This is a genomic window from Serratia sp. YWN4 (assembly GCF_055790845.1).
The window spans coordinates 4,023,078-4,047,745 of record NZ_CM147696.1 but is presented as its reverse complement, the minus strand read 5'-3'; the positions used below and the strand labels follow the sequence as shown (position 1 = coordinate 4,047,745).

The 24,668-nt window shown below is 53.6% G+C and carries 30 protein-coding genes and 1 other RNA gene; 27 read left to right on the top strand and 4 right to left on the bottom strand.

Features of this window, described 5'->3' with window-relative positions:
* Positions 1 to 65: 65 nt before the first annotated feature.
* Positions 66 to 1,856 (bottom strand): terminase large subunit domain-containing protein, encoded by a 1,791-nt coding sequence (locus ACX9GT_RS18985; RefSeq protein ID WP_473188214.1) that lies wholly within the window; start codon positions 1,854 to 1,856, stop codon positions 66 to 68.
* 164 nt (positions 1,857 to 2,020) lie between these two features.
* Between ACX9GT_RS18985 and ACX9GT_RS18980 the strand changes: the two genes are divergently transcribed.
* From ACX9GT_RS18980 to ACX9GT_RS18860, 25 genes are all read left to right on the top strand, one after another.
* Entirely contained in the window at positions 2,021 to 2,863 is an 843-nt protein-coding gene (locus ACX9GT_RS18980; RefSeq protein WP_473188213.1) for a GPO family capsid scaffolding protein, read from the top strand.
* A 54-nt stretch (positions 2,864 to 2,917) separates the two neighbouring features.
* Positions 2,918 to 3,946 carry a phage major capsid protein, P2 family gene (locus tag ACX9GT_RS18975; RefSeq protein WP_473188212.1) on the top strand — a complete coding sequence of 343 codons (1,029 nt, stop codon included), beginning with the start codon at positions 2,918 to 2,920 and terminating at the stop codon, positions 3,944 to 3,946.
* A 5-nt stretch (positions 3,947 to 3,951) separates the two neighbouring features.
* Positions 3,952 to 4,656 carry a phage terminase small subunit gene (gene gpM / locus ACX9GT_RS18970; protein WP_473188211.1) on the top strand — a complete coding sequence of 235 codons (705 nt, stop codon included), beginning with the start codon at positions 3,952 to 3,954 and terminating at the stop codon, positions 4,654 to 4,656.
* Between the two features lie 98 nt (positions 4,657 to 4,754).
* Positions 4,755 to 5,207, top strand: coding sequence for a head completion/stabilization protein (locus tag ACX9GT_RS18965; RefSeq protein ID WP_473188210.1), 453 nt, complete (start codon positions 4,755 to 4,757; stop codon positions 5,205 to 5,207).
* Complete coding sequence (locus ACX9GT_RS18960; RefSeq protein ID WP_473188209.1) at positions 5,204 to 5,713, top strand: phage tail protein; 510 nt, start codon at positions 5,204 to 5,206, stop codon at positions 5,711 to 5,713. Before ACX9GT_RS18965 ends, ACX9GT_RS18960 begins: the two co-directional genes overlap by 4 nt.
* Complete coding sequence (locus ACX9GT_RS18955) at positions 5,710 to 6,420, top strand: hypothetical protein (protein ID WP_473188208.1); 711 nt, start codon at positions 5,710 to 5,712, stop codon at positions 6,418 to 6,420. Before ACX9GT_RS18960 ends, ACX9GT_RS18955 begins: the two co-directional genes overlap by 4 nt.
* On the top strand, positions 6,417 to 7,541 hold the full coding sequence (locus ACX9GT_RS18950) for a DUF2586 domain-containing protein (RefSeq protein WP_473188207.1): 1,125 nt from the start codon (positions 6,417 to 6,419) through the stop codon (positions 7,539 to 7,541). The genes ACX9GT_RS18955 and ACX9GT_RS18950 overlap by 4 nt, the downstream gene beginning before the upstream one ends.
* Positions 7,538 to 7,993 (top strand): phage protein, encoded by a 456-nt coding sequence (locus ACX9GT_RS18945; RefSeq protein ID WP_473188206.1) that lies wholly within the window; start codon positions 7,538 to 7,540, stop codon positions 7,991 to 7,993. The genes ACX9GT_RS18950 and ACX9GT_RS18945 overlap by 4 nt, the downstream gene beginning before the upstream one ends.
* A gap of 8 nt (positions 7,994 to 8,001) precedes the next feature.
* The gene (locus tag ACX9GT_RS18940; RefSeq protein WP_473188205.1) at positions 8,002 to 8,295 is read left to right on the top strand and encodes a phage holin family protein; all 294 of its coding nucleotides are present in this window, start codon (positions 8,002 to 8,004) and stop codon (positions 8,293 to 8,295) included.
* Complete coding sequence (locus tag ACX9GT_RS18935) at positions 8,292 to 8,633, top strand: M15 family metallopeptidase (RefSeq protein ID WP_473188204.1); 342 nt, start codon at positions 8,292 to 8,294, stop codon at positions 8,631 to 8,633. Before ACX9GT_RS18940 ends, ACX9GT_RS18935 begins: the two co-directional genes overlap by 4 nt.
* Before the next feature lie 51 nt (positions 8,634 to 8,684).
* Entirely contained in the window at positions 8,685 to 8,960 is a 276-nt protein-coding gene (locus ACX9GT_RS18930; RefSeq protein ID WP_473188203.1) for a putative phage tail assembly chaperone, read from the top strand.
* 83 nt (positions 8,961 to 9,043) lie between these two features.
* Complete coding sequence (locus ACX9GT_RS18925; protein WP_473188202.1) at positions 9,044 to 9,148, top strand: DUF6890 family protein; 105 nt, start codon at positions 9,044 to 9,046, stop codon at positions 9,146 to 9,148.
* Positions 9,148 to 11,157 carry a phage tail tape measure protein gene (locus ACX9GT_RS18920; protein WP_473188201.1) on the top strand — a complete coding sequence of 670 codons (2,010 nt, stop codon included), beginning with the start codon at positions 9,148 to 9,150 and terminating at the stop codon, positions 11,155 to 11,157. Before ACX9GT_RS18925 ends, ACX9GT_RS18920 begins: the two co-directional genes overlap by 1 nt.
* Positions 11,157 to 11,504, top strand: a complete 348-nt coding sequence (locus ACX9GT_RS18915) for a DUF2590 family protein (protein ID WP_473188200.1) — start codon at positions 11,157 to 11,159, stop codon at positions 11,502 to 11,504. The genes ACX9GT_RS18920 and ACX9GT_RS18915 overlap by 1 nt, the downstream gene beginning before the upstream one ends.
* Positions 11,482 to 12,666, top strand: coding sequence for a baseplate J/gp47 family protein (locus tag ACX9GT_RS18910; RefSeq protein ID WP_473191638.1), 1,185 nt, complete (start codon positions 11,482 to 11,484; stop codon positions 12,664 to 12,666). The genes ACX9GT_RS18915 and ACX9GT_RS18910 overlap by 23 nt, the downstream gene beginning before the upstream one ends.
* Positions 12,659 to 13,270: a phage tail protein gene (locus ACX9GT_RS18905; RefSeq protein ID WP_473188199.1), complete on the top strand. Its 612-nt coding sequence runs from the start codon at positions 12,659 to 12,661 to the stop codon at positions 13,268 to 13,270. Before ACX9GT_RS18910 ends, ACX9GT_RS18905 begins: the two co-directional genes overlap by 8 nt.
* Complete coding sequence (locus ACX9GT_RS18900; RefSeq protein ID WP_473188198.1) at positions 13,270 to 15,312, top strand: phage tail protein; 2,043 nt, start codon at positions 13,270 to 13,272, stop codon at positions 15,310 to 15,312. The genes ACX9GT_RS18905 and ACX9GT_RS18900 overlap by 1 nt, the downstream gene beginning before the upstream one ends.
* A gap of 1 nt (position 15,313) precedes the next feature.
* Positions 15,314 to 15,835 (top strand): tail fiber assembly protein, encoded by a 522-nt coding sequence (locus ACX9GT_RS18895; RefSeq protein WP_473188197.1) that lies wholly within the window; start codon positions 15,314 to 15,316, stop codon positions 15,833 to 15,835.
* A complete protein-coding gene (locus ACX9GT_RS18890) occupies positions 15,825 to 16,547 on the top strand; it encodes a hypothetical protein (RefSeq protein WP_473188196.1) in 723 nt (240 codons plus the stop codon). Before ACX9GT_RS18895 ends, ACX9GT_RS18890 begins: the two co-directional genes overlap by 11 nt.
* Complete coding sequence (locus tag ACX9GT_RS18885; RefSeq protein ID WP_473188195.1) at positions 16,522 to 17,055, top strand: baseplate complex protein; 534 nt, start codon at positions 16,522 to 16,524, stop codon at positions 17,053 to 17,055. The genes ACX9GT_RS18890 and ACX9GT_RS18885 overlap by 26 nt, the downstream gene beginning before the upstream one ends.
* Before the next feature lie 5 nt (positions 17,056 to 17,060).
* Positions 17,061 to 18,716, top strand: coding sequence for a hypothetical protein (locus tag ACX9GT_RS18880; protein ID WP_473188194.1), 1,656 nt, complete (start codon positions 17,061 to 17,063; stop codon positions 18,714 to 18,716).
* 515 nt (positions 18,717 to 19,231) lie between these two features.
* Positions 19,232 to 19,411: a hypothetical protein gene (locus tag ACX9GT_RS18875; protein ID WP_473188193.1), complete on the top strand. Its 180-nt coding sequence runs from the start codon at positions 19,232 to 19,234 to the stop codon at positions 19,409 to 19,411.
* A 189-nt stretch (positions 19,412 to 19,600) separates the two neighbouring features.
* Positions 19,601 to 20,035 (top strand): PAAR domain-containing protein, encoded by a 435-nt coding sequence (locus tag ACX9GT_RS18870; protein WP_473188192.1) that lies wholly within the window; start codon positions 19,601 to 19,603, stop codon positions 20,033 to 20,035.
* Positions 20,036 to 20,038: 3 nt separating this feature from the next.
* A complete protein-coding gene (locus ACX9GT_RS18865; protein ID WP_473188191.1) occupies positions 20,039 to 21,733 on the top strand; it encodes an S-type pyocin domain-containing protein in 1,695 nt (564 codons plus the stop codon).
* Positions 21,730 to 22,197, top strand: coding sequence for a DUF6392 family protein (locus ACX9GT_RS18860; RefSeq protein ID WP_473188190.1), 468 nt, complete (start codon positions 21,730 to 21,732; stop codon positions 22,195 to 22,197). The genes ACX9GT_RS18865 and ACX9GT_RS18860 overlap by 4 nt, the downstream gene beginning before the upstream one ends.
* Before the next feature lie 183 nt (positions 22,198 to 22,380).
* Here ACX9GT_RS18860 and ssrA read toward each other — a convergent pair.
* Both ssrA and smpB read right to left on the bottom strand, forming a co-directional pair.
* Positions 22,381 to 22,744, bottom strand: a transfer-messenger RNA (tmRNA) gene (gene ssrA / locus ACX9GT_RS18855).
* Between the two features lie 49 nt (positions 22,745 to 22,793).
* Positions 22,794 to 23,276 carry an SsrA-binding protein SmpB gene (gene smpB / locus ACX9GT_RS18850; RefSeq protein ID WP_459401649.1) on the bottom strand — a complete coding sequence of 161 codons (483 nt, stop codon included), beginning with the start codon at positions 23,274 to 23,276 and terminating at the stop codon, positions 22,794 to 22,796.
* Positions 23,277 to 23,437: 161 nt separating this feature from the next.
* Here smpB and ACX9GT_RS18845 point away from each other — a divergent pair, with 161 nt between their 5' ends.
* Positions 23,438 to 23,872 (top strand): type II toxin-antitoxin system RatA family toxin, encoded by a 435-nt coding sequence (locus ACX9GT_RS18845; protein WP_473188189.1) that lies wholly within the window; start codon positions 23,438 to 23,440, stop codon positions 23,870 to 23,872.
* A complete protein-coding gene (locus tag ACX9GT_RS18840) occupies positions 23,865 to 24,149 on the top strand; it encodes an RnfH family protein (protein ID WP_473188188.1) in 285 nt (94 codons plus the stop codon). The genes ACX9GT_RS18845 and ACX9GT_RS18840 overlap by 8 nt, the downstream gene beginning before the upstream one ends.
* A 113-nt stretch (positions 24,150 to 24,262) precedes the next feature.
* On the opposite strand, the gene bamE is transcribed toward ACX9GT_RS18840, so the two are convergent.
* Positions 24,263 to 24,604, bottom strand: coding sequence for an outer membrane protein assembly factor BamE (gene bamE, locus ACX9GT_RS18835; RefSeq protein ID WP_459401652.1), 342 nt, complete (start codon positions 24,602 to 24,604; stop codon positions 24,263 to 24,265).
* Between the last annotated feature and the right edge of the window lie 64 nt (positions 24,605 to 24,668).

Here is a 24,668-nt window from a genome sequence, read left to right as displayed (position 1 = left end):
TGGGCTGGCCTGGGTGGTGCGTTGGCGGTTTGCCACCGCACTGCCCCGGCGCTGCTTGTTCTTTCTCATGCGGCTTTTTTTGTTTTCCAAGTTGATTTGCGTGGGTTTTCAAAATTGAGGGGTTCGTTATCTACCGCGTGCGCGATGGCAAAAAAGACATCGGCGTGCCCGGTTTCCTGGGTGCGATCGGCAACAAAGGTCATGCTGTTGCCTTTGGCGGTACTGGTGCGCCGGATGGCCAGGAAACTGGCGGGGATCTCTTTCTGTTCGCTGTCCCACTCGATGCGCTGGCTTTCCACCACATCCACCATTTTCAACACCAGGCGGGTTTTGCTTTCGAGGCCGTAATGAATGGCCACCGCCTGGCGCAGGGCAAAGCTTTGCACCATCTCAAACACGCCGCTGCCGATGCCGGTAATGTCGATCCCGATGTGTGTCATGTTGTAGCGCGTAAACAGCGCCTTTATCTGGTTGGCCTGGTGCTTCCAGTTCATCCCTTGCCAGTAGAAGGTGGCCAGGACGCGAAAGCGTTCGCCGTCATAGAGTGGCGGGGCCACAATCACAAACGTGGAGGTATCACCGGAGCGGGCAGGGTCAAAACCGGCCCACACTTCCCGGTTGCCGAACGGACGTCCGGCGGTGGGGTCATGGTCTTGCCATAGCGATATTTCGACGGCGCAACGTTCCAACTCGTTGAAACGAAAAACGCTGTCGCCGCTGTCCACAAACACGCACATATAGAGCATGTTGAACGTGTCGCGGTTGTATTTGTTGCGCAGCTTGTCGAGGCTGGCCAGGTTAAACCCGCCAGCGATAGCATCTTCCATCGTAATGACGTAGCGCCACTGCGCATCGGGGCACAGTCGCCCGCCGTTGCGCAGGTCATCAAAGGCCGGGAACGCCACCTTTTTGCGCTTGGCGTCGCCGCGCCTCCACTCTTCCCCTGTCCAAAACGAATACGCTTGATGTGTCTTGCTGCTGGGCGTCGAAAAGTACGTGGTGCGCCAACGGTCGTGCGTGGCCATGGCGCTGGCCACCTCATTCAACCGGGCAAAGTTCTGGATCCAGAAATATTCATCCACATACAGGTGACCGCTGTAGGATTGCGCCGTATTGGAATTGGTGGACAGAAAACGCAATTCCGCGCCGTTGCTCAAGCGGATCGGGTTGCCGGTCAGCGTCACACCGAAATACTGTTCTGCAATGTTGACGATGTACGAGCGAAACACCTCCGCTTGCGGGCGTGAGGCGGAAAGGAAAATCTGTGGTTCGCCCGTCAAGACGGCGTTTTCGAAGGCTTCAAAAGCAAAAAACCAGGTCGCGCCGATTTGGCGGCTTTTCAGAATATTGCGGATTTGCTGGGTCAGGTTCAGGCGCAGGTGTTTTTGATAGCCGAACAGGTGTTCATCTGCGAAAGCGTCAAAGTCAGCCTGGCTAAGGGCCGAAATATCATTCTTGCGGTATTTGCGTTTCTTTTGTCCTTTCTCCTGGTCGTTGCCCTCGTTTCCGCCCACGGTTGAATCATCCCCGACTCCTTGAGCGGCGATTGTTGCGAGTTTTTCAGCGTGTTTACTGGCTTGAATACGCAATTTGCAGTGATGCGCAATCAGGTTATCCAGTTCTTTTAATTCCACGTCGGTTTTATTGTCGCGGTGAGTTAATACCTGGATGCGGCGGCTAATCACCTCTTCAATACTTTCATGGCTGAGCATATCCGCCCAATGCCATTTATCTGCCCAATAGTAAATAATCCGCGCATTGGGCAGATTAAGTTCGTTGGCGATCTCTTTAGGCGTCCAATGCTTGAGATAAAGTGAACGCGCAACGCCGATTAAATCCAGTGAGTATTTAGCCATGGGGTAATTATGCGGGCTTTATTATACGTTGACGCTGGGTGAATATCGGGTCGGGTCGGTTAATGGCGCTTATCCGAATAAAGGGGAAATTAAGGCCGTGCGAGGGGGTAATTAATTGGTGATACTGGCCCTGTCGAAACAAGCACAAAATAAAATCAGGAAATATGTCAGATTCACAATTAATGACGAATTGGCTTTGTGTTTGCGCAGAAGGTAAGACCGTTGACGGGCGTGATATTAAAAGAGAATGGATCACTGACGCCGCAGAACTCTATAACCCTAATTTGTATACGGCACTGTTATGGCCGGAGCATTCCCGCAATTACGGGAATCGGGGGGAGGTGTTGGCGTTGATGTGCCAGGAAGGTGATGATGGGGTGATGCGGTTGTATGCCCGGCTATGCCCGAATCTCTCACTGATACAGGCCAATGTCGACGGGCAATTACTCTTTTGTTCCGCCGAGTTTACGCCCGATGGCAATTTTCGCGGGACAGGGAAAAGCTACCTGGAAGGGCTGGGCGTCACGGATGAACCAGCCAGTGTTTACACCGAGCGGATGCGTTTTCGTCAGCGTAATAAAAATAAGCGTTATGGCGCATTAAAGCCGATGGTTTTTGATGAGGTTAAAGAAATAAATAAGGAACGAGTTATGGCAGGAAATAAAAAGAAAGGCTGGCGCAGTATGTTTTCGATTGATGATGAATTGCCTGACGAAAATACCCCTGCCGAGGATGATAAATTACAGGCGTTGGCCGAAGCGTTAGCCGCATTGGAAACACGCGTTACCGCCCTGGAAGGAAAAACAGAAGAAACTGACGCTGCGGTGGAAGAAGTGCAGGCCGATGTGGAAACTGTAAAGGAAGTGGTGGATACCCAGGAATTTAAAACCCTGCGCGATAATATCAGCGGTATTGTAAGCAATTTCAGCAAGCTGGATAAAACCATCACGAAATTGCCGAGCCGTAATCCTAAAGGGGATGGCCGAAAGCCGTTTACCTTCCTGTAATTTACCGGGTTAATTATCGTTAATCTTTATTCATCTTTTTGATGAAGGATATTTATGTTTTTAAATCAACGTGCGCGAGAAATGCTAATACATTACAGCGCAGGTTTGGCTGCGGAATATGGGCAGCAAAGTACCGAGCGCTATTTTGCGCTAACCGATCCAAAAGAAACACAATTACGTTCTGCCTTGCTGGATTCCGTGGATTTTCTTTCCATGATTAATTGTGCTGACGTTGATCAACTCGTTGGCCAGGTGGTCAATGTGGGTAATCCGGGCATCTTCACCGGGCGGTCATCAAGTGGGCGTTTTATTCGCCAAACTGGAGTTGACGGCCTGGAATACAAATTATCGGAAACGGATTCTGGCGCGGCACTGAAATGGTCAACCTTATCCGCATGGGCTAATGCCGGTGATGAAGATGAGTTTTTCCGGCGTATGCAGGAATTTACCAACCAGTCTTTTGCTCTGGATATGCTGCGCATTGGTTTTAATGGCGTTTTTGCGACGAAAGATACCGATCCAGTAAAATTCCCGAACGGTGAGGATGTCAACATCGGTTGGCAACACTTTGTGAAGAACTACAACAAAAACCAGATCATCACCGATACCGTGTTGCTGGGAGAGGGTGGGGATTATGCCTCACTGGATGCGATGGCCTCTGATCTGATCAACAGCAAAATTCCGGCGCAGTACCGTAACGATCCCCGTTTAACGGTCTTGGTGGGGGCGGATTTGGTGGCAGCGGAACAACATCGATTGTACCAGGCGGCAGACCGCCCCACGGAAAAAATCGCTGCTCAGATGTTAGGCACCTCCATTGCAGGGCGTCCGGCCATTATTCCGCCGTTTATGCCGGGCAAGCGAATGATTGTGACGCCATTGAGCAACTTGCACATCTACACCCAGCGCAACACCCGTCAGCGTAAAGCGGAGTTTGTGGAAGATCGCAAACAGTACGAAAACAAGTACCTGCGCAATGAGGGTTATGCCGTGGAATACCCGGAAATGTATGCCGCTTTTGATGAAGCAGCGGTTCACATTGGTAAAGTGGTTGCACCTCCCATGAACCCCGTACCGCTTTAATCCATATGGCGTTATCACCTGCGCAACGTCATACGGCCAGGATCCAGGCCGAGCGAAAATTGAATGATCAGCAGGCGTTAATCGGTTGGGACAGTTTGCACCTTCAGGTGCGGGCGATGGAAAAGGATGTGGGCAGGTTGCGCGAACAACCGTGTACGGCTGACCGTATCGCCATGAAGCGTGATGAATTGTTGCCGCGTTGGTTGCCCACGGTGGAAACGTACCTGGCGGAAGGTGAGGTGTACGCCAATCCCATTTTTGCCTGGTGTGTGATCTGGCTGTTTGATGTGGGGGATTTTGACAGGGCGCTGGATTGGGCAGACCTGGCGATCGCCCAGCGTCAGCAGACGCCGGATCGGTTGAAGCGCAGCTTTGCTGCGTTCGTCGCAGATACGGTGTTGGCGTGGGCCGAGGAAGAGGCCAGCCGAGGCAACAGCGTGGAGCCGTATTTTTCCCGTACCTTTGCCAATGTGCGGGAGCATTGGCGGTTGCATGAGGAAATCAGTGCCAAATGGTTCAAGTTCGCGGGGTTGATGCTCTTGCGTGCGAGTGACGGCCAGCCGCTGGCCAGCGCGGTGGAGGATGCGGATACGCTGCGCCAGGCCGATGAATTGCTGGCTCAGGCCCATGCCTTTAACCCGAGAGGGGCAGGCGTCAAAACGCAGCGGCAGCGGATTGCGGCCCGACTGCGGGCACTGGAAAAAGAGTAAAAGACTACCGTAAGCCAAAGCGGGCGCGGTGGAGGCAAGGCACTGCGGTGCGATGTGCTGTGGAAACCGGTCTGCCCGCTTTTTTCGGAGTAATAACCATGTTTAACGGCAAACCTACGGATTATCAGGATGCAGTGTTAACCAATGATGGATTCTGGCCAGATTTGAACCTGGCCGATTTTCAGGAACGGCGCAGCATCCCACCTGATATTGATGCGGATACCTTGGGCGCGGCCCTGGTGGCGAGCGTAACAGAAATCAATCTCGACCTGTCCACACTGGCGGGCCAGCTTAAGGCGACAGGTTACACCGCTGCCTGCCAGGTGCCAGGGGTGAAGATTGGCGAGAAAACCGCGTTGGTTGCCCAATACGAAAAGGTGGTGTTTGCCAGGGCCAAGGCGGATTTGTTGGGAGAATACTCGACGCAGTTTAGCCGGGCACCTAACGCCGGGCAGGAAAACCCGGAAACCCGCAGCCGGTTGCTGGCCGAAGCGGCCACCGTACTGCGCAACATGAAGGGGGCGCGGCGTTCATCGGCGCGGTTGGTATGAGCAAGCTGGAGAGTTTGACCGCTTTTCTCCAGGCCAACTTACCCGCACGGGTGGCCAGCCTGGAGTTTAACAGCGATATGGATGAGTTGCGTTTTATCCCGGCGCAACGGGATTTGGGCCTGGATCAGTATCAACTGGCAGTCATGCAGTTTGACGCCGTGCTGTCCTGGGGGCGTTTTCCTTATCGCCAGTACGATCCGCGCAACCTGTGTGCCCTGCTGATGGCCTGGCTGATTGAAAACGCCGATCAGGGATTAATGGCAACGGGGGGCGGCGTCGAGATGCCGGAATTGGCCATTGTGGTGATCGACGATAAGACCGCCCTGGTTGAGGTCACGCTCAACATGGTGGAGTCGTTGACGGTGATCCGGGATGAGAAAGGGGAAATTCCGTTTGATGGCCAGCGTTGGCGGCTGGCAGATCCCGAAATCTGGTGGGCACTGGAGGGCACCGTTTACGGGGCTGACCGTACCGGGGCACCGATTGGGCAAGGGACTGCACCGTGATTATCCACGGGGAATTGAGCAAAACCCAATTGCGGGCATTGCGCGGCGAACTGGCCAGGCTGGAGATGCCGAAAGCCAAGCGGCAACGCCTGCTGTGGCGTATGGCGAAATACGGGGTTATCACTGCGGCTAAGCGCAATGTGCGTCAGCAGCAGCAACCGGACGGCACACCCTGGCCAGAGCGCAAGACAATGCGACGCGGCAAGATGCTGCGCCAACTGCCCACGTTGTTGCATATCAGGGAAATGCCAGAGATTGAGGCGGTGCGGCTTTATCTTCAAGGCGGTGGCTACCGTAACGGGAATAAAGCGGTTCCGGCTGGCGTAGTGGGGTACGGGCAATCGGCAGGTATGCGTGTTGAGATCACGCGTAGCCAGGTGACCAGCAGGAAAACCGATCCCGATCGCGAAGCGACGCTACGGCAGGCCAAAAAATTGCGGGCGTTGGGTTATCAGGTCAAACGTGGCAAGCGGTGGCGCAAGCCGCCACTAAAAGAGATTGCAGGGAATATGTCATTTGCGCAGGCCGGTTTGCTGATCAAGACATTGAGCGGCAAGGCGGCAAAAACGGCCTGGTCGGTCGATGTACCGGCCCGCCCGTTCCTGGGGATGAGTGATGAAGATTTTAACAACGCGTTAGCGCGTCAGCTCCAGGCGATCGGGTTTGGTTGGGATGTGAAAGCGCAAAACATAAAGGGGAAGCAATGAGTTGGCCAACGATCCAGGTTAACCAAGTAAACCGGCTGCAAGGGGAAACCAAAGAGATTGAGCGGGTTTTGCTGTATATCGGCACCGGTAAGACCAATGTGAGCAAGACACTGCCTGTCAATACGCAAAGCGATTTAAACACGTTGTTGGGGGCCGGTGACTCGGTGCTGAAAAGCACGGTTAATGCGGCGATGCTCAATGCGGGGCAGAACTGGAGTGGGTTTGTTCACGTTCTGGATGAAAGAGAGAGCGAAACTGAGTGGGTTGGGGCGGTACGCCGTGCCCAGCAGGTGGCCAGTGTGGAAGGGGTGGTGAATACCTTACCGACCACGGCGGCAGTGCTCCAGAGTGCGGCCAACTTACGGGCGGAGATGATCGCTAAATTTGGGCGTTGGCAGTGGTTCATTCTGTCGGTGGACGGCCCGAAGGATAAAGAAACCTGGGCGGGGTATCTCACCCGCCTTACGGCCTTGCAGAAAAACATTGCCGAACCGGGTATTCAACTGGTGCCTCGCCTGTGGGGGAACGAACCGGGGGTGTTGGCCGGGCGGTTGTGTAACCGTCTGGTGACGATTGCCGACAGCCCGGCCCGTGTGGCAACCGGTGCCCTGGTGGCAATGGGGGCAACGTCCCAGCCTGTTGATGGTGTTGGGGAATTGCTAGAACTGGCGACGCTCCAGGCGTTGGAGGCTCAGCGTTTCAGCGTGCCACTGTGGTATCCAGACTATGACGGTTTGTATTGGTCAGACGGTCGCACGCTGGATGTGGAAGGCGGGGATTTTCAGGCGATCGAAAGCCTGCGCGTGGTGGATAAGGTGGCGCGGCGTGTTCGGCTCCAGGCCATTGCCAAGGTTGCGGATCGTTCGTTGAACAGTACACCCGGCAGCATTGCGGCGCACCAGGCGTATTTTGCCAAAACATTGCGCGAGATGGCCCGCAGTACGCAGATTAACGGCATCACGTTCCCTGGTGAAGTGAAATCCCCGCAGGAGGGCGATGTACAAATCACCTGGCGTACCCCCACCAAGGTGGAGATTTACTTGGTGATCCGTACCTATGAATGCCCGAAAGGCATCACGGTGAGCCTGATGCTAGACACCTCGCTGGAGGGCACAGCATGACACAACGGATTTCAGGTCAATCGGTTGATTTCAATATGGACGGTGACCTGGTACACGCGGAAAAGGTCAACCTCAGTATTACCGACAATACCGCCGCCGCGCAGACCAAAGGGGTGCCAGATGGGTGGGTCAGTGGTGACGTGGCCGGAGAGGGTGAGATTGAACTCAGTACCCAATCCCTGGCTCAGGTGAAAGCGCGGGCACGCACCGCACGCTCCTGGCGTGGCATTCCGCCTGTCGATTTGATGTGGTATGCCAAGGCGGGCCGCGAAGAATTAAAGGTGGAGGCGTTCGGGTGCAAACTGATTTTGAGTGACATTCTCGACGTGGATCCAAAGGGCGGTAGTGTCATCACGCACAAAGTGAAATTTATTGTGACATCGCCGGATTTTGTTCATATCGACGGTATTCCGTATCTCGAGGCCGGGATCACGCAAGACCTGATCGGGTAAGGGGCAGGATGCAGGAACATGAAAAAACCTTGTGGTGGCTGGTACTGCTGGGTGCCTTGATCGCGATCGGTAAGGTGTTGGCCAGTGATGAATTGATCACCCCGCGCCTGTTCTTTGGGCGGGTGGTATTGGGTACGGCCACCTCGATGGTAGCCGGGGTGGCACTGGTCTGGATCCCTGATTTACCGGTGCTGGCCCTGTTGGGAATGGGGGCCGTGTTGGGGATAACCGGTCACCAATTGGTTGAACTGTGGTTAAAACGCAAAGGCAGCAGCTTGTTGACGGGAAAAGTAAAGAAATGACGTTAAGTGAAAAGCAGCAGTTATTTACGGCATTAATCGGCCAGTTGATCACCTGGGCGGGCGATCGGGGTTATCGGCTGACATTTGGGGAGGCTTATCGTACACCGGAGCAAGCGGCCCGCAATGCGCAAACCGGTGCCGGTATCAGTAACAGCTTGCATACCCAGCGTTTGGCGGTGGATTTCAATCTGTTTATCAATGGTCAATACCAGACCAAGACCGAAGCCTATTTGCCCCTGGGGGAGTTTTGGGAAAGCCTGGGTGGTGCATGGGGCGGTCGCTTCACTTCTCGCCCAGATGGTAATCACTTTAGTTTGGCTCACAACGGGGTTCGCTAAACGGGTGACACAATCAATTGATGATATTAATAAACGCAAGGAATTAATTAAATGAGTAAAGAGAATACAAGCAATAAAATCATTTTGACTATTCAGGGTAAAAACTTTGCCTTTGAACCTAACCCGACCGCCTATAACAATCTGATTAATGATATGGCGATGGATAATAAAGTGGCTCCGAATGTCACTTATTTACGCCGTGTGGTGTGTGCGGAAAATAAAGCTGACCTGGATGAGCTATTGAAAAAACCCGGTGCAGCATTACAAATTTCCGAAGCGGTCAATAGCCATTATGCGCCTAAATTGGAAATCGAAGTAAAAAACTAACCCACCGGTTACGGGCGATTGACAGAAATTTCATTGAACAGGCATTGACATTGCGCCGCCATTATTTACCGCATGAAAATGATATGAGTGAAAGCCTGGCCCGTGCTATTTGGCTGGATAATAAATATTGGGAAAATATGCGTATTGCCGTGGCTAACGGTATTTCACTCTCTCTGAAAGGCGAATAATGAAACAGCTTGATTTTACCTTGAGCCTTATCGACAAATTGACGCGCCCATTAAAACAGGCGAAAGCGTCAGTGACCGGGTTTGCGGAAACCTCGCAGGCGGCTTTCGGGAAAATCGCGGTGGGCGGTGCGGCCCTGGTGGGGGTTGGGATGTCAATCAAAGGCGCGCTAGGGCCAGCTATCGCCATCACCGACGCGCTGAATTCTGCGGCCACCAAAGGGATTGACGACCGCACCTTGCAAAAGGTCGCCGGTAATGCGTTGGCGTTCAGTGCCCAATACGGCAAATCCGCCGTGGAGTTCATCGGTTCTACTGAGGCGATCCGTGCCCAGGTGGGGTTACTGACCAACGACGAACTGCCGAGGTTCGCAATGGCCACCAATACGCTGGCCGCTGCCGTGAAAGGCAGTGCCGGAGAGGCGGCGGCGTACATGGGCAGCATGTACAACAAGTTTGCCCGCCATGCCGAAAAGATGGGCCGTGTGGATTTTGCCGAACAGGTGGCCGGTAAAACGGCCTATATGGCCCAGGCATTTGGCACCGATATGGCAACGATTTCCGACCTGATGGAAGGGGCCAAAGGGGTCGGCTCTCACTACGGTGTGGGCATGGATGAACAATTTGCCGTGCTGGGGCAGTTGGAAAAAACCCTGGGCACCGAGGCCAGCGGCAGTTATGAAACGTTCTATAAAGGGGCGGCGGCAGGGGCTAAACAGCTTGGCCTGAGCTTTGTTAACGCCTCCGGGCAGATGTTGACCATGCCGGAAATGCTGGAGAAGTTGCAAGCCCGCTATGGAGACAGTATTGAGGGCAACCTCAAGGCCCAGACCGAGTTAGATAAGGCGTTTGGCGATGGGGCCAATGTGATTAAACAGCTTTATGGCAACGTTGAGGTATTGAAAAAGCACATTAACGCGTTAGGCAGCAGCGATGGCATGAAGCGGGCCACTGATATGGCGCAGAAGATGGCCAGCCCGTGGGAGCGCTTGATGGCCATTTGGACGGGGATCCGTGCTGCCATGGGCCTGGCGCTGTTACCGGTACTGTATCCCCTGATCAACAAGATGGCGGATGCCGGGCAAACTTTTCTGCGCTGGATGAAGATGTTCCCCAATATCGCCAGGGTGATCGGTTATGTGGTGCTGGCGTTCCTCAGCCTGGCCGCAGCCGGAGCGCTAGTGAATGTCGTGCTGGGTGTTTCCATGTTTATCATGGTGGGTTTGCGGGGGCTGTGGGCGGGGTTGACGGCTATCCTGAAAATCCATGTTGCCGCTATCTGGCTGTATCAAAAAGCCGTGCTGGCCTGGGCGGCGGTCATGCGCATGATGCGCGGCGTGCTGTTGGCGGTGCGTATGGCGGCGGTATTAACCGGCATTGCCTTTAATGTGATGTCCTGGCCTATCCTGTTGATCATCGGTGCGGTGGCGTTGCTGGCGGCGGGCTTTTACCTGTTGATGACACATTGGGATGGCGTGACAGCCGCGATCACCCAAACGGCAGTGTTTCAACAGTTGGCCGCTGTGGTGGCCTGGGTGGGTGAGATTTTCGCGGGCGTCTGGGCCTGGGTCGCCCAGGGATGGGCGGGGTTGTGCGCCTACTTTACCGGTTTTTCCCTGGCAGACAGTTTTCAGGGCATGGTGGACGGGGTGGGCAATCTGTTCAGCGGGCTGTGGGATGCCGTGAAAGGGGCGTTTACAGGGACGTATAACTGGATTATTGAAAAACTGAATCATATTCCCGGTATCAATCTGGAACTGGCGGAAACCCCCGGAGCAAAAACACCGGGCACAGTAGTGGCCAATCCGGTGACTGCGCCCCCGCCCCTGTCCGGTAATCACCTGATCACGGGCGGAAATATGAAAGGCATTGCCCCCGGTGGATTAAGCAGGGAAATAAACTCAAACAGCCGAACCGTGACCGATAACAGTAAGCGAATTGAAAATGTGACCGTCAATGTTAACCAGGGAATGACACCCGATAAATTAATGGAATGGCAGGAAATGCAGTAATGATCAATGAACTCTATTTTGATCTGCTTATTAACCATGGCGATTTTACGTTGAATTCCGGTAATGAACCGCAACGCTGTTATAACCGGGCCAGTATTGCGCAAGATTGTGTTCATGCCATTTTAGAAAGCGGATTGGTCACGCAATTGGTTGCCGAACGCAGCCCGACATTGCGCGCAGATATTATTATGCAAATGATCCTGTTGATTGAAGATGATGAACGCATTATTCCTGGCACAGTGACGGCGACCGAGGAAACACAAAAACGGATTTGGCTCACAGCGGAAACCTATGACTTTGGAAAAATTGACGTGAGCGCGAATTATAATGAACAAGCCGCAAATTGATTATGAGCAAGCGTTAAAAGAAAGTGGAATGCCGACCACGGAAGCGGAAATTAATCAGCAATTTACTGCGCTGGTGAAAGCCGAAGGGTTAATTACTAACAACTCATCAATGTCGCCGTTTTGGCGTCTTATCCAGGTGATGGTGACCACGCCGGTACTGTGGCTAAAAGAAGCCTTGGTGTCGGTGGTGATGGGCAATATGTACCTGGCCACCGCCGCAGGGGCTTTCTTGGATCTGTTCGCCTGGGGCGTGAACGTGCAACGCAAACCGGCCACGGCGGCGGGTGGGGTGATCCGTTTTTTCAAAGAGAGCGCCAGCGCGCTGGTCACGGTGCCTATGGGCACGCTGATCCAGACCGAGCGTATTAATGGCAGTATTTACGGCGTGGTGGTCACGGCAGAAACCACGATTGAACCCGGCCAGGCCAGTGGCCTGGTCAGTGTGACCGCCAGTGCGTCCGGGGGGGCGTTTAACCTGGCCCCCGGTTATTACCGGATATTGCCGCAGGCCGTGCCAGGCATTGTGCGGGTTGAAAACGAGGACGGTTGGCTACTGACGCCGGGGGCTGATAAAGAATCAGATGATGATCTGCGTGATCGGTGCCGCAATCAGTTTAATTTGACCGGCAATTACCACACCGATGCTGTGTACCGCAGCATGATCGCGAGCGTGGCCGGGTTGAGCATTGACCGGATTTTCTTTCAGCATGATGCGCCGCGTGGGCCAGGAACAGCGAATGCCTTTTTGTTGTTGGATTCGGGGGTGATTTCGCAGCCGTTCGTTGAGGCCGTGAACGATTACATCACCCGTCAGGGCCACCATGGCCACGGCGATGATATGCAATGTTTTGCCTTGCCAGAAACGCAGCATGATGTGGTGGTGACAGTGTATGTCGAGAATAAAGCGAACTTCACCGCAGACGAACTGCGCCAGCTTTCCAGCGGGTGCGAAAACCTGATCCGGTGTGCGTTTCGTGAAAATGCCGAGTTTGAGGTGAAAAAGACCTGGCCCTATACGCGCTTTTCCTTTTCCAACCTGGGGCGGGAGCTTCACCGCACGTTTCCGGTGATCGAATCCCTGTCTTTCTCACTGGCTGACATTGTGAGTCAACTCACCGTGCCACGCCTGAAAACGTTATCTGTGGTGGTTAACGATGCCTGATTTTAAAGTGCAATTAACCGGGCTGCGCCTGCCATCTTGGATGAGTAAGGGTGAACCGGCCACATTACTGCGGGCCTGTCGGCAATTTTGGTTGTGGGTTTATGGCTGGCTGACCTGGCCGCTAAGGCAACTGGATGCGGCTACCTGCACCGTGCCGTTACTGAATGTGCTGGCGTATCAGCGGGATATTGCCCGCTTTAACGGGGAGCCGTTGGCGCTGTTTCGCAAGCGGGTGCAATACGCGTTTGTGAATGCCAGAGATGCGGGATCGGTGGCCGGGTTTATTGCCATCTTTGAACGCCTGGGCGTGGGGAGCGTGGAGATTATGGAGCGTCAGCCGGAGATACCGTGGGATGTGATTATTGTCCGTGTTACCGATGGCCAGTTAGCCAGTAATCCCGATCTGTTGATGCAAGTCATTCGGCAATACGGGCGCACCTGTCGCCGCTATCAATTTGAAATCATCACCAGTACGGCACTGTACTTTCGGGCCGGTTGGGTGGGGGGTGAATACGTGTGTTTCAGTGCGGCCAGCAGCGTGGCCCGTCAGCGAGTCAAGACCAGTGCCACCGTGGCCGTCGCGTCGTTAAAGGAGAATAAATAATGTCACAAACGGCTATTACGACGGCCTTTGAACAATGGAAAGCCCAGGAAGCGGCCACGGGGCAGGTGGTACTGCTGGATGAGTTTGTGTTTGCCAACGTGCCTGGATTGGATCCTGATGCGCCGATTGCCCGAGACAAGGGCGTGCCGCCAGCGGGGCAAATCGTACACCGCCAGGCAGTGAACAGAGCAGGCGTAGTGAACAGTAATGCGGTGGCGTATTCCGTTACGTTGGGCACTGAGGTGGGAGATTTTGATTTTAACTGGATTGGCTTGATCAACAAGGCCAGCGGCACGCTAGCGATGGTGGTTCATGCCCCGGTTCAGCGCAAGATTGCCACGGCCAACGGCCAGCAGGGCAATGCGATCACCCGCTCTTTCCTGATGGAATTTGACGGGGCGGCGACGGAAACCGGCATCACTACCCCGGCAGAAACCTGGCAGATTGATTTTACTGCCCGGCTGGCGGGCATGGATGAAATGCAACGCCTGATTAATCGCGATCACTATGGCCCTGGTGCATTCTTGGGTGAGGGTTTTCTGGTGGGCAAGACGGGTGCCCAATATTTTGTGACGGCGGGCACCGGCTACATTGGCGGCTTGCGTGCGGTATTGGCGAAAAATCAGAATATCACTGTTGCGGGCCTGCCGGTCAAGGTCTGGGCCGATGTGAGCTATCAGGGCAATGTGGTGAGCCAGTGGGAAACTCTGGTGGCGTTCACGTTGGCCACCGATCACGCCGATTATACGGACGCCAGCGGTTTCAGGCACTACGTGCTTGCGGTGGCCAGTATTGCCGCCAATGGCACGATCACCGACCTGCGCCCGAAAGGGTCTTTGGAGGGGCAGCAAGGTAACAGCGAGTTTTTACGCAAAGACGACAACCTGGCGGCATTGAAAGACAAGGTAAAAAGTCGGGACAACCTGGGGCTGAAAGCGGCGGCACTTTATGATGTCGGCATCACCCCAGGCCAGTTGATGGAGGTCGGGGCTTTTGGGCTAGGGGGGAACGGCACTATTTTTAACGCCAAGACAGATGGCGAATTGATGGTAGCGGCTAAAGCCAACGGGAGTGGTTTTGTTCGTAATAATGGTACAGGCACCAGCGTGCCGTTGTATGGTGCCGGTTTTTTCTCCTGCACGGCAGACACCAATACATTGATCGTGTCTGATTATACCTCGGGCAAAACGGCGGTGTTGACGTCAAGTGACGCCAACATTAATAACCCCAAAGTGAATGTTCTGTACGGGACGGCCAACAAACCTAGCGCCGCAGATGTGGGCGCTTATAGCAAAACTGAATCTGATGGGCGATTCCTTAATTTAGCGGGCGGTGTCTTATCAGGCACGGTTGAGGCGAAGGGGGTTGTCGCCAAGGATAATGGTTTACAACTTTATAGCGACATGAATGCATCTCAAATTGTGTTTGGCAACGCTACAGGAAATATAACGAAAGGGCGTCTTTATACAGAGGTGACGAATGGCAGTCACCGCATGGTTATTCATGCTGGTGCGAATGCTGGCGGCGGGAAATACTGGTTATTTCAACCAGATGGTGTCACTTACGTGCCGAATAGTATTGTCTGGGCGGCGAACAATGGAAGTTCGGGCGATATTGAGGCTATCAATCACGGTGTTGGTTCGCGTCTTTCTATTCTTCAATGGAATATGCAAACAGCGGGTAACTGGGGAATGTATTTAGACCATGACAGAAACACCGGGATCAGTTTTGGTGTGAATGGCACGTTAAGGGCGTCTAATAACATTACATGGGCCAACGGGGCTTGTTTTGTGGGTAATGATGCCAACCTCTATGGCTCAATATGGGGTGGGTATTTAAGTACCTGGTTGAATAACAATACCATCAGCCGGGTGTCGCGTGGTGCTCAAGGTTCAATGACGATGGACGGCGGACTGGTTGAGGTTCCCGTTGGTTGTGTTATGACGGGCGGTAACGGTAACGAAGGCAATCAGATAGGGGTGGCTTTATATCGCCCGTTGCAGATTTGGCGCAGTGGCGGCTGGGTCACGATCGAAGGATAAAATGATGAAACTGGTTAATTTGCAGCGGTATACGCCTGGTGAGTATTTCAACGGTGAAGGTATTCAGTATTTCAAGGATGAAACCGGGAAAGACTGGTTTCAGTCTCTCCCAGACTTTACCAAAAAGTACAGTCTTGCAATAGACAATGAAACGGGTGTGATCCGCAGTATCAGTGAAGATGTTTCCCGCCTTTACCCTGTTGGCCTCACGGTTGTTGATGTCAATGTTCTACCTGAGGGGTGCGATATTTTTGGTGAATGGGTATTTGATGGGAAAAAAGTGATTTCCCGTCCTCAAACCGTTGAGGAAATTATGGCCCTGGCGCAGCAGACGAAAGACAGGTTGCTCGACATGGCGACAAAAGTAATCAGCCCGCTACAAGATGCGAAAACGTTGGGTATTGCCACGGAGGAAGAAGAGATTACGCTAAAAGAATGGATGCTTTTTCGTATCCAGGTTAATCGTATTGATGTGAGAACATCAGACGGTATTGCGTGGCCAGGGGTGCCGGATGTGGCGTAAATCATCACTCAGGATTGCCGATAACATGCCGATGCTGACCTGTTCCATGGTGCCGGTGCATCCCTGGGTTTATGGCGTGGGTCGGGCCGAACCGTCTGGCCACTATCTTAGCCCGCAGAATGCGATCGCTTACTTGGCCGGGAAATTGGGCCGTGACGGCGCAGAGATTAGCGCGGTGGTGTTGATGGTTTGTGCCACTGCGCACGCGGAGTTTATGCCGTTGTTAGGGGCATTTTCCAGCGTGCTACCGTTGCCCGTCTTGGGCCAGGTCACGCGCATGGCCAAGACGGCGGCCACGCAGGCGGTAACGAAAATGCAGTTGCCGGGTAAGGCGGGCAACGGCTTACCGGCACCACAACCACTGTCAACCACCACTCACCGCCAGGCATTAAAGGCGCAACGGATCGCCCAGGCAAAAGCGCAAGCGGCTACCGGTGCCAATATCGGTGATTTGCAATCGGCGTTAACCGCTTTTGCTGATGCCCGTAAAACGGCACTGGATAATGTGGCCAACGCGTTGGGGGAGTTACAGGGCAAAAGCGCCTCCGCGTGGGTATTCACGGCGAAGGGAAACGCCGCCACGGTTGCGGCTGAGATGCAAAAGCGTGTGCCGCAGCCGGATGCGGTGTATACCCTGGCCACGTTGTTTGTGGGGGATGACTTATCGACGCTGGAGGCGATGATCCATGACGATAGTCACGCTGGCGCTTAGCGGTGAAGCCATTCCGCTCAAGGGGTTGATGGTCACACCCACGATGCAGTTTCAGGAAAAAGACCAATCCGGGCAAACGTCCAGCACGGCCAATGCGGAGCAGGGGATCAAACCCAAGGAATTGCGTGTTTCCGGCATGATCCCGTTTAGTGAGGCCAAAGTATTAACCCGGATTTTTGCCCTGGCGGAAGCCACCGAGGGCGGCAAGTTGAAGCAATACCGTGTGGCCAACGCGACGGCCCAGGCTATCAACTTTCGCCTGGCCACCTTTACCGGTTCGATTGATGCGCCTAAACAGGACGGAAAACAAGCCTGGTTAGTGACCTTTACCTTGCGTGAGCATTTGAGCGTGCCGGAGAAGAAAGACGCCAGGGAGGGCAGCAAAATTGCTGCCCAAAAACAAACGCCAGGCGGCAAAGGGAAAGGCGGCAGCGCTGCCGAGAACGACGAGAAATTAAGCTGGTTTGAGCGCAAGGTATTGAAACCGGTTAATGATGCATTGGAATAAGAAACATGAAACCGATTAAACGGCTGATGCTGTCCGGCGACGTGGTGCCGCTGGTTGACGTTAATCTGGTGCTGGAATTAAGTGCCTGTGGCCGGGGTTTTATCACGGCCAAAACCGATCGGGACTATACCGGCAAACTGGTGCGCCTGGATGCAGGGTATACCGACAGTGTGCTGCGGTGGTTTACCGGTTATGTGGAACGCTCGCAGCCGTCTGCAAACGGTTATCAGCGGTTGTTTGTGCGGGAGTTGGCGGGCGTTTTCGAAAGAGTGTGGCCGTGCTCCTTCCAACACCCGACTTTGCGCCAGGTGGTGGCCTGGCTGGAAGAGAACAGCGGTTTATCCTTCGTTTTGCCTGAGTCGGTGGCGTATACCGATCAGCCGATCCCCCATTTTACGCACAACGGCAGCGGCTACCAGCTATTAGCCAATCTTGGCCCGGCGTTTGGTATTGCGGATTATGTATGGCAACCGTTGCCGGATGGTGGCATATCTCTGGGCAACTGGTCGCATTCCATGTTTGCAGGCCGACCGGTGGAGATCCCCGCCGAGTTTAGTCAGGCCCAGGCGGCGGGCAACAGCATGACGCTGCCCCTGGTGCAATCGGTGCGCCCTGGTGTGGTAGTGAATGGCCAGCGCCTGGCATCAGTTCGCCTGGATAATGACGATATGACGATCACCTGGGTGCCGGTCAATCGGCTGACAGGCCAGGCCGTGGTCAAATCCCCCGCACAGCGTCAGATTGATGCCGCTTACCCCGAATTGTCGGCGGGGTTGCATCTGCCCAAATTTGCCAGGGTGGAAGCGCCTACGGAAGCCGTGACCAGTGGGGATTTGGCCGATCCCTTTCGGCCACGCTACGCCGTGGATTTACAACTGTTGGACGCTGACGGCCACCCGGCCAAAGATACCCCGATTTATCCCGCCGTACCGCTGCCCCTCCCGATGGCCGGGGGCGAATCGGGCCTGTTCCAGTTCCCGCCTGCGGGCACGTTGGTGGAGGTGGGCTTTACCGGAGGCAGGCCGGATAAGCCCTTTGTGCGCCAAACTCTGGCGGAAGGGAACACGCTGCCGGATGTAAAGCCGGGTGAACAACTCCAGCAACAACGTGCGGAAGTCTTGCAACGGGTCACCCAGGCTGGTGATTGGGAACGGAAAACCGACCAGGCAATTCGTGAAAACTCCATGAGCCGCACTATTGTGGCTGATGAAGAAAGCCGCACCCTTGTGGCCAGAACCACCCTGGTACAAGCCACGGATAACACCACGGTGCTGGGCACCGCCACGCTGATGGCTGGGGCTATTGTGCAGATTGCCGAGGGGGATTACAGCCTAGGCACCCAAGCCAATTATGTGGCCAGCGTTGGGAAGAATGCGACTTTCAATATAGCCGGTGGCCTGGTTGAGAAGGTGGGCAAAATCCGCAGCAGTATCGCGATGTTACGCCAGGAAGTGATTGCCCCGGTTGTCTGGGTGGGGAGTCAGCAGATCAACGTGTTGGCGTTGATGCTGGAAACGCTGGATGTGGTCAACCAACTGGCGCAACAGACTGCCGAGCATACGCACAGCAATACCGGTGCCCCGCAGAACGCCGGAGCCATTAGCGCCACGGGTGCCCGTTCGGTGGCGTTGAATAGCCGCTATGCGCCTGTCATTGGTTAGCCCGTATTGTGATTGATCGCTGATACCGATCAATAATGAAGAATTGATCTGCATAAACAATTATCAATTTCCACAATAACCGTGTAAAAATCGCGTCGCTGTATAGTAGTAATAACACCAGGGAAGTACCCCCCAGCCCGCCTAGTGCGGGCTTTTTCTTATCTGCGATTTGGCTCTGTTGCACGCCCCTTTACGCAGTCCCATGCCAGAACAGTAGCCCCCCTAGCAATAAATGGATCCGCGCCGCAGTAAGCCGCTAGCGCGGCAGAAACGCCACGAAATCAACGTATCCATCACGAAAACGGCACTACACCGCACCCGCCTGCACGATTTGGATCAGAGAATTTTTTCAGTTTTCTTTTTCTACAAACCACCCCGCCAGGACGTGCCTGTCCTGGGGCTTTACGTGCGATGGTCAATTGAAAAGGTTGATAGGGATTTCAGTTTTTTTCACTGTGTGGATCTCGACGGGTTCCTGTACGCAAATACAACGCAATGAAAAATAAAGAATAAATATGAATTACGTGAGGCATGGGCTGTTGTGCGTGGATCGCGACGGGAAAGCGGCGGAACCGGCAAAGCCAGAGGCGCAAAGGCTGAGCGGCAATAGTGGCGTGGCTGACAAACTGAAAAATATGCTACGGGTTCGGCAACCATCTTTGGCAGCAGATACCCTGTTGACCCTTGTTTTTTGAGTGACGTTGCAAAAAAAATCGTTTATGTAATAGTAAGTTTGATTGAACTATCGCCAAAACAGGCTAGGTGAAAAAAAGCGGTTTTGGTTTAGCTCCCGTGATGAATGGAATTTTTGAGCATTTCAACGATAAGGATATGGCATGGAAAAGCAATATACCAACGTTCTGACAGAGGAATTACTGGCTTCGATGGCGTGTTCCCCTTTTTCTGCGGAACAACTGGCCAACATGGACGAGGAAGCCCGGAGGGTGACAGAGGAACAAGCCGCGTTTGCCCGTCAGCATCCGGTCACCGCGATTTACCGTGTGGCTACAGTTGGTAGCCAGACCCGTAACGGTGGGGTTATTCGTACCGCTTCCAGCATGATGACCCTTCGGTTAGCTGATGGCCAGGAGGTTCGAGCAGCCAAGACGGGTGACCAGGTTGTGTATTCCGATGGCACCACGGCAGAGATTATCACTGGCGCAGGCAAGTCTTTGAATGTCGGCGCATCAGTGGCACTGGTTGGCAGCGTACTGAGTAATGGTGATGAGATTATCACTACACCCCAGGGACATGCCTGGTTGGCGCGACGTGATGGTGTCCCAATGGCCGACGATTTCTTGCCAGTCCTTGGAGCGTAGAGTATGGGATATCGTTCCAATGTTCATGGCAAGGGGCAAGGGTTGCATGGTGATAAAACCACTACCGGCGCGGTCTGTATCGGAAGCATCCCTAATGCGATCGAACACGGCCTGATGGTGCTGAGGCTTGGAGATAAAACCACACCGTGCAAACGATGTGGCAAGCCGGGAACCATTATTCAGGGGGACAGCCGCATGATATGGCACGGAGTGGCGACGGCAGTAGATGGTGCCGTAGTCCTCTGTGATTGTCCTTCGGGCAGCAACCGACTGATAGCGCCACTTAATCAGTGGATAGGGGGCGGGAAATCCCCGACGCAGGAAGCTCAGGAAAAGCAGGCCGCGTTGCTGGTTGAGCGGAAAGCCAAACAGGAGGCGGAGGAACAGCGGTTGGCGGAAAAGCGTGACAGTCAGCGGGTGTTTGCCAAATCCTGCGAGCGCGGGGAGGGTTGCACCGATGCTGGAGAGCAGCAGGAGCCGCATACCAACTTTGCGGCAGTGGGCTATTTCCGGGCGGTGCCGCTTCCAGAGCCGGAGCAGCACGCGCAGGCAGCGAAACGCGCCAAATCCGCGCCATCCGCCCCCGCTAAGAAAGAGAAACCGGGCTGGTATACCTGGCTGTTTGGTGAGGGTGAGAGTGCGGCCCCAGCCCCAGCCCCGGCAGCGGTTGCGGCGAGTACGGTGTTTCCGTCCGGTTCGGCTGCACTGGAGTGGCTCGGCGGTCGGTTTGCGACGCAGGGCAGTTGGGCCATTCGCGCAGCGGCGTTTGGCGAGATAGCGGCTGCGGGCGTAGGCGCATCGCTCGCGGCTGGCTTCGTCGGCATGATGCCGGGCAAGTTGAACGAGGGGGAACAGGATTTTCTTGATAAAATGCGGCTGTCGCAGATAGCGAGTGCGGGAGGAACAGCACCCACGCGGGTGCGCTTTGCCTGGGAGGATGCCGGGAATGGCCGTATGCAGCCGAAGGGTTATCACACGTCAGCGGAAAGTGGCTTAGATCAGGTGCCAGTGCGGCAGATGACGTTCAACAGCTATACCGGTAACTATGAGTTCACCACGGACGGCCCCGATCCGGTTACCATCTACTGGAACCCGGCGAAGCTGGATCTTGAAATCCCGTCGCACACTGGCCACCAGGATGAACCCTATCTGCCGACGACGATCACGGTGTTGCCAATACCGGAAAAAGTCGGGAGTGATATCGAGGTTTACCCGGCCCCGGAAGAGAGGAGTTTTAGGGACTATATTCTGATCCTGCCGATTCCAGATATGCCGCCTGTTTATATCTACCTGAGCAAGCCGCCAGTGAAACTGTTGGACGTGGATTTATACAGTAATCTGAACGGACGACCTCGCCAGGGTATGCATGCGGATCACATGCCATCGGCGGCGGCTGTGCGGGCCAAAATGAAACGGATGTATCCAGATGCCAAACCGTCAGAAATTGACTCTATGGCTAAAGATGTTGCCGCTATTGTGATCCCTGCGGATATTCACCAAAAGCTGAGCGCCACGTATGGCGGTAGGAATAAACCAGAGCAGATAGAACAGGACTCCAGAGACTTACGGGCTGCATTAGAGCGTGATATTGAAGCCATTCGGCCAGCACTTAAAGAACGTGGCGTAACAGATGAGCAGATCGACGAGGCTAAGGTCAAGATGCACCAACTTAACCAGGAACAGGGATTATACGAATGACCGTCAACATTGAAGCGCTGATCAACAGCCTGGGTAAATCCTATCAGGATATTTTTGACGCTGGGCTTATACCCTACAAAAGTAAACCTACTGGATACCCTGGAGATCCAGACCTTACTTTAAGCATGATGAATGAAGGTATCTATTTGGCATTTAAAAGGGAAGGTAATATTCTTTTTTCCATTGAGCTTTTCTTGAAAAATGAGAAAAAGACAAACTACCGTTTCCCTAACGAACTGCCATCACCGCTAATACCTGAAATGTCGCGCTCATGGGTTCATACTCAGTTTGGTGATCCTGATAAGTTTTTGCCGCCAAGGAAAAGACTGAAAAAAGATATTGGCTACACCGACCTATTCACTGTTGAGGATTTCCACATATCGATCAGTATGCAGGTCGATTACGACTTATCGGAGTGGGTTGAATCGGTAACCTTCCTACCTGCCTCAGAGGTGCGCTGGTAATTCAATTTTAACGGAGAGCATTTCCGACTACAGACTAACCCCACTTTTTGGTGGGGTTAGTCTGTAGCAGTGGCTAACGGACACCTCATTTTGTCTCGATCTGATGGCTAATGGCGCTGTCGCCATTTTGTCGCCACTACAAAGAAAAAGGGGCTACGCTTTCACGTAACCCCTTGTTTTATTTGGTGGAGCTGGGGGGATTTGAACCCCCGTCCGAAATTACTACACCGTCGGCACTACATGCTTAGTCCAATCTTTACATTCGCCGGTCAGCTGCGGATGGACACGCCACTAACAAACTAGCCTGATTGGATTTAACGCTTCAGCCCCAGGCAGGACATTCACGCGATCTCTTTTGGATTTGACCTCTCTTTATCCCCGTCTTAAGAGCGGAAGCTAGGGAGAGAGGGCTCTGAGCAGGGTATTAAGCTGCTAGTGCGTAGTTTTCGTCGTTTGCGACTATTTTTTTGCGGCTTTTTACGAGGCAAACCGCCCCTCGGCATGCTCCTAGGGCTTCGCAAATCCCGTCGAATCCAGAATCAGCCCCAAGTAACTGTGAGCAGTATAACAGAAGTTTACCCTGTTAAGCCAGAAGCTTAACGATTGGCATGCTTCATGATACGGGCTTTCGCCGTCTGCCATTCACGATCTTTGATGTCATCGCGCTTATCGTGTTCTTTCTTACCTTTGGCAACGCCAATCTTCACCTTGCTCCAGGCATTTTTCCAATACATGGATAAGGCAACGAGAGTGTAGCCATCGCGGTTCACCAGGCCAATCAGTGAGTCGAGCTCGCGTCTTTTCAGCAGTAGTTTGCGGGTACGAGTGGGATCGCATACAACATGAGTCGAAGCGACGTTCAGCGGCGAGATGGTAGCACCAAACAGATAGGCTTCACCGTCACGGAACGTTACGTAGCTGTCGCTGATGTTAGCTTTGCCTGCACGCAGTGATTTTACTTCCCAACCTTGCAGAGCCAAGCCCGCTTCGATCTCCTCTTCAATGAAGTATTCGAAACGTGCTCGCTTATTTTGCGCAATGGTAGCGGAACCGGGTTTGTGTGTTTTTTTCTTTGCCATAGTGTGAGCATTATACTGGATGCTACAGCGAAAGAAATCCTTTCCCGATCAGCACCTGCGCAATTTAATGCATTTTTGAACCATTAAATGTGCAGCGGTTTTTTTGTCTGACGATAGATAAATGGTATTATCTGTACGTTTTATGTCTCACAGGAAATGATATGCCCCAGATCAGTCGGTCTGCGTTGGTGCCGTTCAGCGCTGAGCAGATGTATCAGTTGGTTAATGATGTTCATTCTTACCCCGATTTTCTGCCGGGTTGTACCGGTAGCCGGGTGATTGCCGCTTCCCATAATGAAATGACCGCAGCGGTTGACGTTGCGAAAGCTGGCATCAGTAAGACTTTTACTACGCGTAATACGTTGCAGGATAACCAACGCATCAATATGCAACTGGTTGATGGCCCGTTTCGTAAGCTGATGGGGGGCTGGCAGTTCACCGCGTTGAGTCCAGAGGCTTGTAAGGTTGAATTGCATCTGGATTTTGAGTTCACCAATAAGCTGATCGAATTGGCTTTCGGTAAAGTATTCAAAGAGCTGGCAGGCAATATGGTGCAGGCGTTCACCCAGCGTGCAAAAGAGATTTACAGTGTCTGAAATACAGGTTGAGGTGGTGTACGCGCTACCAGAGCGCCAGTATGTGCGCCAGGTAAGATTGGCACCGGGTAGCAGCGTTGAGCAGGCAATCTTGGCTTCTGGGCTGCTTGAACTGCGCAGTGATATCGATTTAAGCAGCAATAAAGTCGGGATCTACAGTCGACCCGCCAAATTGGGCGATGTGCTTAATGATGGTGACCGGGTGGAGATTTATCGGCCGTTGATTGCCGATCCTAAAGAACTACGCCGCCAACGGGCGGAAAATGCAAAAAAATAAGGCGCAGTTAGCGCCTTATTTTTTATCAGAATTTTATCTTCCGAGTTGCAGCCTGTGACTGTCGTGAAGAATGCCAAACCTCCCCACGGGCCGGATGACAATCTCGGCTCAGCTTACTGTGGCGTCAGCGCGGTTTTATTCTGAATATCTGTTAGCACGCCCGCACTGTCGAAAGTCAGCGTCAGCGTTTGTTGCGTGACTTTTTCATGACCAGGTTGCTGGCGGAATACATAGAACCACGTCTTAGTACCAAACGGATCCTGCATCATTGGCGTGCCCAAGGTATAAGCAACCTGTTGTTGCGTCATTCCTTTGTGGACTTTCGCCACATCAGTGGATGTCAGGTAGTTACCCTGGTTGATATCAGGCCGGTAAACCACCTTCTCGAAAGTAGAACAGCCTGCAGTCAGCATCACAAGAACCACAGCGGCAGCTGTCAGCGTTTTACAGCGCATAGTAATCACATTCCTTTAGGGCATAGGATGCCGATGATAATAGACCTTGCGGCAGTTGGAAACC